The organism is Streptomyces sp. 796.1, assembly GCF_047525675.1.
GTDB lineage: Bacteria > Actinomycetota > Actinomycetes > Streptomycetales > Streptomycetaceae > Streptomyces.
On the sequence record NZ_JBLIWA010000005.1, the window covers coordinates 180,459 to 192,784 of the forward strand.

13 protein-coding genes are annotated in these 12,326 nt (G+C 74.4%); 2 read left to right on the forward strand and 11 right to left on the reverse strand.

Annotated features, from left to right (window positions below):
• Positions 1-203: 203 nt before the first annotated feature.
• The 4 genes from larC to ACMA1D_RS05835 all read right to left on the reverse strand — a co-directional run bounded on the left by larC (position 204) and on the right by ACMA1D_RS05835 (position 4,003).
• A complete protein-coding gene (gene larC, locus ACMA1D_RS05820) occupies positions 204-1,439 on the reverse strand; it encodes a nickel pincer cofactor biosynthesis protein LarC (RefSeq protein WP_414722814.1) in 1,236 nt (411 codons plus the stop codon).
• Between the two features lie 467 nt (positions 1,440-1,906).
• Complete coding sequence (gene larB, locus ACMA1D_RS05825) at positions 1,907-2,632, reverse strand: nickel pincer cofactor biosynthesis protein LarB (protein ID WP_414722779.1); 726 nt, start codon at positions 2,630-2,632, stop codon at positions 1,907-1,909.
• A complete protein-coding gene (locus tag ACMA1D_RS05830; RefSeq protein ID WP_414722780.1) occupies positions 2,629-3,576 on the reverse strand; it encodes an asparagine synthase-related protein in 948 nt (315 codons plus the stop codon). The genes larB and ACMA1D_RS05830 overlap by 4 nt, the downstream gene beginning before the upstream one ends.
• Before the next feature lie 169 nt (positions 3,577-3,745).
• Positions 3,746-4,003 (reverse strand): acyl carrier protein, encoded by a 258-nt coding sequence (locus tag ACMA1D_RS05835; protein WP_414722781.1) that lies wholly within the window; start codon positions 4,001-4,003, stop codon positions 3,746-3,748.
• Between the two features lie 355 nt (positions 4,004-4,358).
• On the opposite strand from ACMA1D_RS05835, the gene ACMA1D_RS05840 reads away from it, so the two are divergent.
• Positions 4,359-4,724 carry an ArsR/SmtB family transcription factor gene (locus ACMA1D_RS05840; protein ID WP_414722782.1) on the forward strand — a complete coding sequence of 122 codons (366 nt, stop codon included), beginning with the start codon at positions 4,359-4,361 and terminating at the stop codon, positions 4,722-4,724.
• Between the two features lie 254 nt (positions 4,725-4,978).
• Here the strand turns inward: ACMA1D_RS05840 and ACMA1D_RS05845 are convergent, their stop codons facing one another.
• Positions 4,979-6,349: an FAD-dependent oxidoreductase gene (locus tag ACMA1D_RS05845; protein WP_414722783.1), complete on the reverse strand. Its 1,371-nt coding sequence runs from the start codon at positions 6,347-6,349 to the stop codon at positions 4,979-4,981.
• A gap of 187 nt (positions 6,350-6,536) precedes the next feature.
• Positions 6,537-7,175, reverse strand: coding sequence for a TetR/AcrR family transcriptional regulator (locus tag ACMA1D_RS05850; protein WP_414722784.1), 639 nt, complete (start codon positions 7,173-7,175; stop codon positions 6,537-6,539).
• 393 nt (positions 7,176-7,568) lie between these two features.
• Here ACMA1D_RS05850 and ACMA1D_RS05855 point away from each other — a divergent pair, with 393 nt between their 5' ends.
• Positions 7,569-7,826 carry a hypothetical protein gene (locus ACMA1D_RS05855; RefSeq protein ID WP_414722785.1) on the forward strand — a complete coding sequence of 86 codons (258 nt, stop codon included), beginning with the start codon at positions 7,569-7,571 and terminating at the stop codon, positions 7,824-7,826.
• A 226-nt stretch (positions 7,827-8,052) separates the two neighbouring features.
• Here the strand turns inward: ACMA1D_RS05855 and ACMA1D_RS05860 are convergent, their stop codons facing one another.
• The 5 genes from ACMA1D_RS05860 to ACMA1D_RS05880 form a co-directional block, all read right to left on the reverse strand.
• Positions 8,053-8,748 carry an HAD family hydrolase gene (locus tag ACMA1D_RS05860; RefSeq protein ID WP_414722786.1) on the reverse strand — a complete coding sequence of 232 codons (696 nt, stop codon included), beginning with the start codon at positions 8,746-8,748 and terminating at the stop codon, positions 8,053-8,055.
• A gap of 391 nt (positions 8,749-9,139) precedes the next feature.
• Positions 9,140-9,934, reverse strand: coding sequence for an SAM-dependent methyltransferase (locus ACMA1D_RS05865; RefSeq protein ID WP_414722787.1), 795 nt, complete (start codon positions 9,932-9,934; stop codon positions 9,140-9,142).
• A 208-nt stretch (positions 9,935-10,142) separates the two neighbouring features.
• A complete protein-coding gene (locus ACMA1D_RS05870; protein WP_414722788.1) occupies positions 10,143-11,210 on the reverse strand; it encodes a protein kinase family protein in 1,068 nt (355 codons plus the stop codon).
• A gap of 260 nt (positions 11,211-11,470) precedes the next feature.
• Positions 11,471-11,752 carry a hypothetical protein gene (locus ACMA1D_RS05875; protein ID WP_349990160.1) on the reverse strand — a complete coding sequence of 94 codons (282 nt, stop codon included), beginning with the start codon at positions 11,750-11,752 and terminating at the stop codon, positions 11,471-11,473.
• A gap of 25 nt (positions 11,753-11,777) precedes the next feature.
• Complete coding sequence (locus tag ACMA1D_RS05880; RefSeq protein ID WP_414722789.1) at positions 11,778-12,245, reverse strand: ATP-binding protein; 468 nt, start codon at positions 12,243-12,245, stop codon at positions 11,778-11,780.
• Positions 12,246-12,326: the final 81 nt, after the last annotated feature.

The window sequence follows — 12,326 nt, forward strand, 5'->3', positions numbered from 1 at the left end:
CCGGGTCGGCCGGTGCGGCGGTGAGCGGGTGGGCGGGGCGTGAGTGTGTGGGGACCGCGTACGGGGCCGGCGGGCGAGGCGGGTTAGTCGGGTCAGTCGGGTTGGGCCGCACCAGCGTGGGCACCCAGGTCGGACGGGCGAGCCGGGGCAGTCGGACGAGATGGGCCGGTAGGACCAACCGGGCGAGCCGGTTCGGGCCCGGTTCAGCCGGGGCCGGGGGGCTGGCGGGGTACGGCGCGGGCGGGGCGTTCGCGCAGGTAGCCGCTGACGGCCGCCGCGCACACCTGGCGCACCGGCCAGCCCAGCGCCCGCGCGGCCCGTTCGGCCTCGGCCAACTCCGGTTGTACGGTCAGCTCGCCGCCGGGCACCTCGGCGATCTTGACCGGCACCTGCTGTTCCCGTCCGGGCGGCCCGACCCGCACGGTGGCGGCCCGGCGCGGCAGCGTCGTACGTTCCTGGACGGACCAGCGCACGCCGAGCGTCGTGGTGTGCCGCAACAGGGCGTCGGCCACGGCCGGTCTGACCTCCGCCGCGCACAGCGCGGTCAGCAGCCTGCCGGGCCTGCCGTGCCGGCCGACGGTGCCGGTCGTCCAACAGTCCCAGGCGCCGGCCGCGCGCACCGCCTCCAGGACCGAGGGCCACAGCCGCGGGTCGAGGTCGTCCACGGTGCTCTCGACCACCACCACCTCGCCGTGCGCCGCAGCCTCCGGCGCGGCGCCGACGGCCCGACCGAGCACCACCCGGGTGATGTTGGGCCGGAGCGGGCAGTCCCGCCGCCCGCCACCGACGCCGACGGCCCGTACGGTCATCGCCGGCATCGGCCCGGGCTCGGCCAGCGCTGCGACCAGCGCGGCCCCGGTGGGCGTGGTGCGCTCGCCGGGCAACTCGCCGGCGGCCAGGGTGAGTCCGCGCCGGGCGGCGATGTCGAGCACGGCGGGCACCGGTACCGGCATCGTCCCGTGCGCGCCGGTCACCTGGCCGTGCCCGGCTGCCAGCGCGGAACAGGTCACCACCGCGCGCGGGGCGAGCAACCCGAGCTCCGCCAGGGCCGCCGCACAGCCGACGACGTCCGCCAGCGCGTCGTACGCACCGACCTCGTGGAAGTGCACCTGATCCGGGGTGGTGCCGTGGGCCGTGGCCTCGGCGGCGGCGAGGAGTTCGAAGACGCGCCGCGCGTACCGGGCGGCGGCCGGTTCCAGCGGGGCTGCGGCCAGCAGCGCGAGGACGTCCGACAGGTGCCGGCTGCGGTCAGCGACGGCCGGCCGCTCCACCTCCACGCGCAGACAGGCCAGCCCGCCGCGGCGGGCCCGCTCGGCGCGCACGGCGAGCCCCGGCACCTCCAGCGAGGCCACCGCTTCGGTGACCGTGTGCAGCGTGGCGCCCGCGTCCAGCAGGGCGGCCAGCAGCATGTCGCCCGCGACGCCGGCGGTGCAGTCCAGGTGCGCGGCGGCTACGTGCTGCGCCGCGGCGGACCCGTCCGCGCGCGGTGCCGGGGGCTCCGCCGTGTCGCACGGCTCGGGCGCGGGGGGCCCGGGGGCGGGCGCGGCGCCCTGGTGCGGCCGACGGGCAGGCGCGGGTGGCGGCGATGCCTGCGGCTGGGATGCTGACGGCTGCGACGTGGGTGGTTGTGGTGCGGACGACTGCGGTTCGGACGGTCGCGGCCCCGTCGCGTGTGGTTCTGCCGACTGTGGCGCTGCCGGCTGTGGTGCTGCCGGTTCGCCACCGTGCGGGCGCCGTCGCGCCGGGGTCTGCCTTGCTTCGGGCGTCTCACTCATCAGGTGTCTCTCCCAGCATGCTGTCGCGGCGCGCCGGGGCGGCCTGCGCCGCCGACGGGCCCCCGGACCTCCTGCGGCGACCGGGCCCACCGACCGCCCGGGCCCCGGGCCGCGCGCCGGCGCCGCGCCGCTCATGCACCGTGCACCGCACGGACGACCTTCGCCGCGTGCACGGCGGCGCCGAATCCGTTGTCGATGTTGACCACCGTCAGGCCAGGCGCGCAGGTGGCGAGCATCGCCCCGAGGGCGGCGAGACCGCCCGCCGCCACCCCGTACCCGACGCTCGTCGGTACCCCCACCACCGGCGCGCGCAGCAGCCCCGTGACCACGCTGGGCAGCGCCCCGTCCATGCCGGCCACGACCACGGCGCAGTCGGCCCGTTCAAGCCGCGGCAACTGGGCGAACAGCCGACCGATGCCGGCCACCCCCACGTCGTCCACGACGAAGGCGCCGACGCCGAGCGCGGCGAGCGTGGCCCGGCACTCCCCGGCCACCGGCAGGTCGCAGGTGCCCGCCGTGACCACGGCCACCGCGCCGCGCGGCGCGGGCAGCGGCCCCACCGTGACCGTCCGCGCCACCGGGTCCACCTGTACGGGGGCGGCGTCGAACGCGGTGGGCGCGGCGGCCAGCACCTCGGCCGGGCAGCGGGTGGCGAGGGCCGGCGCCGCGGGGTCGGCCCTCCGCAGTTCGGCCAGCAGCCGCAGCGTCTGCTCGACCGTCTTGCCCTGCGCGAACACCACCTCGGGCACCCCGGTCCGGCCCCGCCTGGCCACGTCGAGCCGGGCGAAGTCGGCCACCCGCAGCGTCTCCGTCCCCGTCGCCATGTCTGTCTCTGTCGCTGCCTCCGTCGCGCTCATGCCGGCCGCTCCCCGCGCGTCGCCGGGCGCCCGTCGGCCGGCCGGCGGGGTGTGGGGGCCGCGTCCGCGCCGCTCGGCCCGGACGCGGTGGCCACCGCACCGGCCCGATAGGCCGCCACCGCACCGTCCCGCAGCCGGGTCGCGACGGCCACCGCGCGCAGCACCTCGGCCCGGACGCCGGGATGGCGGTCGAGCCAGTGGTGGGCGGCGGGCCCGAGCTCGATGCGGAAGGCCGTGGCGAGGACGCGGACTCGCAGCGCGTCGACCGGGACGCCGTGCGCGGTCAGCGTCGCGCGCACCAACTCCTCGGCGCGTTCGACCCGGCCGAGCCGTGCCGGGGTCACCGGGACGCCGACGGCCACCCGGGAGGACAGACAGGGGGAGCCCGGTTTGTCCGCGACCGACAGGCCCCAGCGGGCGGCGACGCCCCGCACCTCCGCCTTGCCGAGGCCGGCATCGGCGAGCGGTTCCACGACGCCGAGTTCCGCCGCCGCGCGCAGCCCCGGGCGGTGTGCGGCCCGTCGGTCATCACGGTGGGTGCCGGTGGCGACGGCGCCGAATCCCCGTTCGGTCGCCACCTCCAAAACCCGGGACAACACCGTGTGCTTGCAGAAGTAGCAGCGGTTTCCGGTGTTCGCCCGATATCCGGGGACCGCCCACTCCGTGGTCGCCACCTCAAGCAACTCCACGCCGATCTCCGCTGCGGTACGGCGCGCCCCGTGCAGTTCGCTCCTGGCCAATGCGGGGGAGTCCGCGATCACCGCGAGCGTACGGGCCGCTCCCCACACCCGGGCGCCGGCGGCCAGTACGACGGCGGAATCGACACCGCCGGAAAATGCGACGGCCAGCGGTCCGCTCTCATTGACGGCCGCCAACAATGCGTATGACTCGGCGGTCTGATCGATGGGCTGTTCGCTCGTCCCGAACACCGTGCTCTGCCGCACCAGGAATCCGCGCCTTTCTGCTCGGAGGGGCCGGAGGCGTACGACGCGTCATGGCGCCCGGGCACGCTCGCCGGGGGCCGCGACCCCCGCGTCCGGTTCGTGAAGTGGTGGCGGGTTGACCCCTCCGGTGCTGGCCGGGGCGCGTCAACGCACCGCCGTGCACTGCCAGTTAGTTGCGCTGTCCGGTCTCGGCGAGATCGCGTCCGGCGTCGATCCACTCCGCGATCTGACCGAGCGTCACCTCTTGCGTGACGTGCTCGTCGCTCATCCGCAGCCCCGTCTTCTCGCCGAGTACCAGGGAGAATTCCAGGAGTGCGAGCGAGTCGAGTTCCAACTCGTCGATCGTGGTCTGCGGGCGTAGTGCGCTCCGATCCACATGGAACTGTTCGGACAGGATCTCGGTAATGATGCCCAGGGCGTCACTCATGGGTGTGCACTCCTCGCCTGGTGGTGCCTGCGCGGTTTCGTGGCGCTGTGCGCGCGGCCCCAAGTGTTCCGATGCGCAAGGGAAATGAACAAACCAGCGGAGGATGTTTCACTCATTTGCAGTCCAGGCCGCGGGAGATGGAGAACTGAAAAACACATCGAGTGACGTTCGCGCGCGCACCGGGACCGGGAAGGGAAACGGGCGGAAAAGGGGACCCTGAAGGGGCGGTGCCCGGTCGTGCCGAGAGCCTTTGCCGCCGGTGGTCCTTGTTGTACGATTTCCATCGTAGTACGTTGCATGTCGCACCACGGCGTGCTCGTACGGGTCGCCTTTCGGAGCAGTGTGAGGAGCAGCCGTGGCAGATCAGCAGGCCCCCACCCCGTCAGCGGGCCGGGAGCTCAAGCACCCGGAAGCCGCCGAGATCCGCCTCGAAGGCGTGCTGCACGCGCTGGCCGATCCGATGCGCCTGCGCATCGTGTGCGGTCTTGCCGCCGACGGCGGCGAGCTCGCGTGTTCGGTCTTCGACCTGCCGGTGAGCAAGTCCACCTGTACGCACCACTTCCGCGTACTGCGCGAGAGCGGGGTGATCCGGCAGTTCTACCGGGGCACCGCCAAGATGAGCGTGCTGCGCCACGCCGACCTCGCCGACCGCTTCCCCGGCCTGCTCGACTGCGTCCTGGCCGCGGCCAAGCGCCAGGAAGAGTGCCTGACCACGGCCTGACCCCCCGCTGCGGCGCGGCCCCGGCGGCCTGGTGACCGAACGGCGCGCCCCGGTGACGGACGAACCGGGGGCGCGGCCCCTGGGGCAGCGGCGCGATCTCCCGGGGCGATGGCGTGGCGCCGGGGCCAGGCGGCGCGCCGACCGACCGTCGCCGCGGTGCCGGTGGCGGGCACCGCGGGTGCGCACCGTGCCGGCGGTGGGCGCCGCTGGTCCGGGTGTGCTGGTTCTGGGTGTGCTGGCCCCGGCCCCCTGGTTCACCGCGCCGTGCGCGCCGCGCTCAACAGCCCCTCCCAGTCAGGGATCTTCACATTCGTACGGCCGAGCCGTCGGCCGAGTTCCGCTTCGGCCGCCTCGATGCGCAGCCAGCCGGGCCACTCCACCGGCTCCTGCCCCAGCCCCCGCAGGGCCGCCACCGGGTCCGCGGCCACGGTGCGCGAGGCCAGGTGCGCCGCGTCGGCCAGCAGGGCGTCCACGGTCTCCTTGGCGCACGAGCGGTTCGTGCCGATCACGCCGGTGGGCCCGCGCTTGATCCACCCCGCCACGTACTCGCCGAGCGAGGGCGCCCCGGCGCGCAGCACCCGGCCGGCCCGGTGCGGCACCGTACCCAGCGCGGGATCGAACGGCAGCCCGGGCAGTGGCACTCCGCGGTAGCCGACCGAGCGCAGCACCAGCCGCGCGTCGATGTCCTCGTACGTCCCGGTGCCCACCACCCGGCCCTGCCCGTCGGGCGCCGTGCGCTCGAAACGTACGGCGCGCACCCCGCCACCCACCTCGCCGGGCGCGCCCCCACGCTGCGCCAGGAGTGCCACGGGCCGCAGGAAGAACCGCAGGTGGATGCGGCGTGGCCGGTCGACGGGCGGCTGCTGCGCCCAGCCGCGCAGCACCTCCACATTGCGCCGGGCCACGGCCGGCAGTCCCGAGGGGTCCACGAACGCCGGATCGCGGGCGAGCTCGTCGGCCCGCACCCGCACCGCGGCCCCGGGCAGCGCGCCGAGTTCCCGCAACTCCTTGGTGGTGAACTTGGCCTGCGAAGGCCCGCGCCTGCCGACCATGTGGACGTCCCGCACCCGGCTGCGGCCGAGCGCGGCGAGCGCCGCGTCCGGTACGTCGGTGTCGCGCAGCTCGGCGGCGTCCCTGGCCAGCACCCGGGCCACGTCCACGGCCACGTTGCCCACCCCGATCACCACCGCCGACGGCGTGGCCAGCGGAAACTGGTCCGCCGCCGCATCCGGGTGGGCGCTGTACCAGGAGACGAAGTCGGTCGCCGACCAACTGCCGGGCAGCTCCTCGCCCGGCACCCCGAGCCGGCGGTCGGTCGCGGCGCCCACGCAGTACACCACCGCGTGGTAGAGCTCGTGCAACTGGCGCGGCGAGATCCCGGGCGAGCCCACCCGCACGTGACCGAGGAAGGTGACCCGGGGGTCCTCAAGCACGGTGCGCAGATTGCCCTGGAGCGACTTGATCTTCTCGTGGTCGGGCGCCACCCCGTACCGCACGAGACCGAACGGGCACGGCAGCCGGTCCAGTACGTGCACCACGACATCGGGGACCAGACGTTGCCGAAGCAGGGCCTGGGCGGTGTACACCCCGCTGGGGCCCGAACCGACGACGGCGACACGGAGCACGGCGGAACTCCTTCCCGCTGGGCCTCCCAGGATGGCACCGGGCCGGCCGCCGCGGGAGGCGCGTGTCCACACCGCGGTACGCCAGGAACGCGTCCGTGCGCCGGCGCCCCGACACGGTCCCGGGCGGAACCCGGAACTCCACGGACCCGCCCGCTCCGCCCACCCGGCTCCGGCCGCCGCGCTGGCCCTACCGCGCCGTGTCCGAGGCGTCGTCGCCCGCCGCCGGCGGTGGCGGATCGCCGAGCTCCCAGTCGAGGCCGTAGCGCTGGAAGAGCTCCGCGCGCAGCCGCGCCACCGGCATCGGCGCTCCGGGCAGCAGCACCGCGACGACGGCGCCCATCAGCAGCGCCCGCATCAGCCGGTAGTCCGTCTCGGGATCGTCGCTGCCGTACGCGGTCACCGTCTCCTGGAGCAGCTCGGCGAGCCGTTGCTGTTCGGGGCACTGGATGAAGCCCTCGGCCTGGAGGATGCCCGCCATGTGCGTGCGCATCAGCCGGGGGCGGTCCCTGGCCAGGCTGAGGATCGCGTCGATGGCCCGGGCCAGCAGCTCGCGGCCGGCGCCCTCGCCGGTGGGCCGGGGCGCGCGGTCCAACGCAGCCGCGAGTTCGGTGTGCATCAGACGGTGCACGGCGGACTGGAGGAGCTGCCGCTTGCCGGGGAAGTAGTACGACACCAGGCCACGTGCGGCGCCCGCCCGATCGGCGATGTCCGCCAGCGTGGTGGCCTCGTAACCGTGCTCGTCGACGAGGTCGACGGTTGCCTGGAGCAGCCGCTGTTGGGAACGTCGGCGCAACTCCTCATTGACCGATGCGCTGCGCGGGGACATGCTTAACTCCTGCGTTGACTGGCTCGAAGCCAATATACTCAGTGGGTCTCCGGTTGTCCGCCCCTTCTGAGCAGGGTGAACACCGGTCCGACCGTCGATTTCGGGCGACGCGGGGGATCGTCCGAAACCGACGGTCGCTAGTACCGGCCGTGACGCGCGTGACCGCTTATGCACCCAGGGCGACATTGACCTGGTGGCCGGCCGTGCGCGGGGCGCGACCACGGCGGCGGCCAGGCTGATGGTACGCACCGGTCGCACCGGCCTTCGGACCTCGCGAGGCTTCCCGGACCACCTACGTACGCGCACGTCACACGGGCTTCTCAGAGCGCGTGGGCCACATGTCTACCTGTGGGTAAGCGTTCTCGGCCGCCCGCGCAGGGGAAGGCTGAGCCCGTGAATGCATACGAATGGGATCGCACGACGATGGCCATGATCGCCTGCGCGCTCGCCAACGACAGCGACGGCGCGGGTGCCCTCCTGGAACCGATGGACGCCCATGACCTGCGTCACGTCGTCGTCAGGCTGGCCGCGATGGCGGCCGAGGCCCTGATCAGCGAGGCCGACCAGGCCGGGACCGGGCGGGAGGAGGTCATCGCCCGCTGGCAGGCCAGCATCCTCGCCCACGAGTCCCGGCGCGACGCGGCACCCTAGCCGGCCTGCGGTCCGGCACCTACCCCGGTCCTGCTCCTCGCCTCGGTGGGCGTCGGTGGGCGTGTGGGCGCGGGTGTGTTGGTGGATGTGGGGGAGGGGAGGTCCGGGTGCGGCCGGGTTGCGGGTGCGGGTGTTTGGGTGTGTGGGGTGTGTCGGCGTGGGGGCGGGTGCGGCCGGGCGCCGGGTGGGGAGGAGGGCGTGTCGGGCGGGCCCGGCCGCGGGGGGCTCAGTTGAGCAGGTCGAGCAGCGGGCGCAGGCTGTCGGGGCGCTCGGCCACCGGCAGCGGGTCGACGAAGTGCACCCGACAGCCGAGCGCCGCCGCCCCGCCGTCCGCCCGCCGGTTGTCGCCGACCATCACCGTCTCCGGCGCACAGCAACCAAGCGTCGCACAGGCCAACTGGAACAGCGCCGGGTCCGGCTTCTGGATGCCGTGCTCGAAGGAGAGCAGGTACGCGTCGACGTAGGTGTCGAGCCCGTGGGCGCGGAAGACCGGCCGCAGGTCCCACCCGATGTTGCTCACCACCCCGATCCGTACGCCGTGCTCGCGCAGCGCGGTCAACACCTCGGCGGCGTCCGGATACGGCGCCCAGGCGGACGGCTCCTTGTGTCGTGCGTACAGCGCCTCGTGCAGGTCCTCGTGGGGCAGCCTCACCTGTCGGGACTGGGCGAGGTACGCGGCACGGTGCCGGGCGCCGCTGAGGTCGCGGGTCCGCCACCCGTCGGCCAGGTGCGCGGGGACCTCCCGCGGGGGCGTGCCGCCCGGCTGGGCCCCCACCTCCTGTAACTCCGTGAGACAGCGGGCGAACTCCGCAGGCGCGAGCGGCTGGCCGACCGCGTCGGCCGCGGCCCGCAGCCACTGGTCGGCGGGTTCGGCGCGGAAGAGGGTGCCGGAGAAGTCGAAGAGCGTGCACTTGGGCGTCATGGCGCCATGATGCCCAGAAGCGGCACCCACGTGCCGGTCGCCACGGATGCGTGCGCGGCGCGCCCCGGCCGCCGGATTGCCCCGAAGCCTGTGCGCGCGGACGGCGCCGCACGCGCCCCACCGGAAGCCGCTGAACACCCCGACTCCCTTGTCCAGCAAGGGAGTCGGGGTACCTGACCGTGACCGGTGCCGCCACCCCAACCGCGGGCGGCGCGGTGCCAGGCGGTGGGCGGTTGCCTCCCTGACCCGTCCGTCGTTGCCCCCGTCCTTGCCTCCACGGGCTGGCGCGCGGTGCTCATCGGACGGCGCGCGTTGCTGAGGCCCGTGGGCGTCCGGCGCGGCTGCGGGGCACGGTCTGCTCCGTGCGGCTGTCGGGGCGGGGCGGTCGGCCCTACGGCTTGCTCGCCACACCCGCGTACATGTTGACGGTGTTGGCGTCGGCGACCGGCTCGCCCGGGTTGGGGCGCCAGTGGTGCATCGGGACGACGCCGGGGTCCAGCAGGTCCAACCCGGTGAACAGGTCCGTCACTTCGGCGTGCGAGCGCAGGTACATCGGGATGCCGCGGCGGGTGTAGGTGGCCGCGAGGTCGATGGACTCGGGGGCCAGGTCCGCGGTGGCCAGCGTGATGGCCAGATGGCTGCCGGGGGCCAGCGGCTCCATCAACTGTTGGATGAGGCCGCTGGCGTCCGCCACGAACTGGAGCACCGCGATGACGGTGAGCGCCACCGGGCGGCGCAGGTCCAGCGTCTCGTGCAGGTCGGGCGCGGCCAGTATCTTGTCGGGTTCGCGCATGTCGGCCTCGATGTACGCGGTGCGGCCCGCCGGCGTGCCGGTCAGCAGGGCGCGGGCGTGGGCCAGCACGATCGGGTCGTTGTCCACGTACACGACCCGCGCCGACGGCGTCACACCCTGCACCACCTGGTGCAGGTTGGGCGCGGTGGGGATGCCCGTACCGATGTCGAGGAACTGGTCGATGCCGGCCTCGGTCGCCAGCCAGTGGGCCATCCGGTGCATGACCGCACGGTTGATGTGCATGCTGGTCCGCAGCCCGGGCCAGGCTTCGAGCGCCGCGGCAGCCGCCGCCCGGTCGGCCTCGTAGTTGTCCTTGCCGCCGAGGATGAAGTCGTACACCCGCGCCGAATGCGCCCTGCTGAGGTCGATGCGCTCGGTGTTGTTGCCCGTCATGTCCGTCTGCCTTCCGGTGTCGTGCTGGTCGTGGGGGTGCCGGTGGGGCCCGCTCCCGGGCCCTTCCCCTCCTCGTCGGCCTCGTGGTCGTGCTGCGTGTGGTACCTGCGGCGTACGCGGGGACGAGTGCAGCGTGCCGCAGAGGTCGGCCGCTTGGGTACGGGTGTGCGGCAATGGCCGCCGCACGGGGCGGTGTTGGGTGGGTGCGTCACGGCAGCGGCGCCCGTTCGCTCAGGCGCGCGGCCGGGAACGGCGTCCGCTTGCTGACGGTGAGCAGGTCGCGCTGGAAGTCGTACATCAGCAGCGCGGCCGGGGCGAACCGGTCCAGCAGGTCGGCGTCCGCCGGTGCGAGCCCGGCCCGTAGCTGCTCCGTGGGCCAGGCCCGGAGGAACGCCGGGTAGTCCCATCCGAGCGGCGGTTCGGCCAGTACGTGGTAGCGCAGCAGGTGGCTGAGCGTGTCGTAGTGGTCGTACCCGAGGTGGTCGGTGAGGAAGGCGGTCTCGTCCGCGGCGAGGTCGAAGGAGGAGCTGAGGGCCAGGCCGAAGTCGGCGAAGTACAGCAACTCGCCGTCGGTGAGCACGTTGCGGAAGTGGGCGTCGAAGTGGACCAGCCCCTGGGAGCGCAGGAACGAGGCGCCGTGCACCAGCGCGTCCGCCACCCACGGGTGGGGCGAGCCGCCCGGCGCCGTGGCGTCCCGGCGGGCGGCCAGCCAGTCGGCGAGGGTGTGCGGCAGGTGTTCCAGGAACAGCACCAGGCTGGTGCGCGAGGCGCCGATCGCCTCCAGCCGGTCGCGGACCGCGGGGGAGCCGTCCCAGTGCGCCACGGCCCCGTCGACACCGCCGAACTCGTCGACGAAGCCGTCGGGCGGCGAGTCGGGCAGCACCCGCCAGTGGTAGGTCAACGGGAAGCCCGGATGGGCGCCGTCGAGCACCCACCGGGTGGTCAGGGTGTGCACCGCCAGCTCGCGCCAGGCGCCGAAGCCGGCCGAGCCGATCCCGTAGTGGTACCACGGCGGCAGCCGGAACAGGTTGGCCGTGGAGTGCGCGTGCTCGGGCCGTAGTTCCCGCTCCGTGAGCGGAATCCGCTTGACGAACACCGGAGTTCCGGCGACCTCCACCACCGCCGTCCTGCCCCCGATGCCCGAGTCGGGCACCGGGGCCGCGGCGAGCAACTTCCGCAGCCGCTGGTCACTGAGCGCGGCCAGCACACCGGCCGCGGTCCGCCGGGCGGCCAGCCGGGCGGCATGTCGATCGGCTGCGGCGGTGTTGTGGTGCATGCGGGACTCCAGGGGCGTACGAGCTGACGCCGCGGCGCGGCCCCACCATGATCCACACTGCGCTCCGCGAAGGGCGCGACGGGGTGACCGAACCGGCCCTGACCAGCGGCGGGGCCGAGGACGGCGGTCCGGGCCAAGCGTGCTGCGCGGCCGGCGGGTTGGGCCGGGCCCGGGCCTGCGCGCCGTGCGCGGCGCGCCTGGTGGGCCCGGTCTGCCTGGCGCGCCCAGGGTGTGGCGCGCGCGTGGTGCGGGCGGCGCGGTCACGGCTGTTGTGGCGGGGACCAGACGTGCGGCCAGCGCAGCCACCGCCCCGGATCGTGGGCCGCGCTGCTGGGCGGCGACCAGATGAGCGCCTCCGCTGGCAGCAGGATGCCGAGCTGCCCCCAGCCGGCGATGGCGGGGGAGGGGCCGCAGCCCGTGGGGTCGCCGACCGGGTAGGGCGCTTGGCCCAGGGCCTCCAACCGGGCCAGGGCGTCGTGCAGATCGCGTACGGCGCGTTCGATCTCGGTGGCGGGCATGTCAAGTCCGGGGTCGGGCAGCATGGGCGGTCCTCTCGCGCTGAGCAGGTTACAACTCGGCCCACACCTGGCGGTTGGCGCGGTCGACGTGGGTGCCACAGGCCCGGGACATGGCCGCAACGAGCAGTAGGCCGCGCCCCGTCTCGCGCAGTGTTCCCAGCGAGCCCCCGGTGCCATCCGGCGCACACCGGGGTCGGGGGACGCTCGTACCCGGCAGCCCCCACACGCTCAGTCGCACCGTGTCGCGGGTGCGTTGGATGTGGCACCACACCATGCGCAGGGGTCTGCCCCGGTGCCGGGCGCCGTGGTGGATCGCGTTCTCGACCAACTCGCCGATCAGCAGGGCCGCGCGCTCCCTCTGGTACTCGTCCATGCCCCAGTGGCGCAGGGCGTTCCGGGCGTGGCCCCGGGCGCTGGCCGCCCCCTCGGGGACGGCAGGCACCCAGCGCGCACAGCCCTCGGATCGGCGCCGCCGCCGCTCGTGGGGTGACTGCGGGGTGAACGTCTCGTCAGTCATGGGCACCACAATGCGTGTGAATCACACCGTGTGCAATTCACACAGTACGATTCGCGTTGCTCGGCGGCCGTTCGGCTGCCG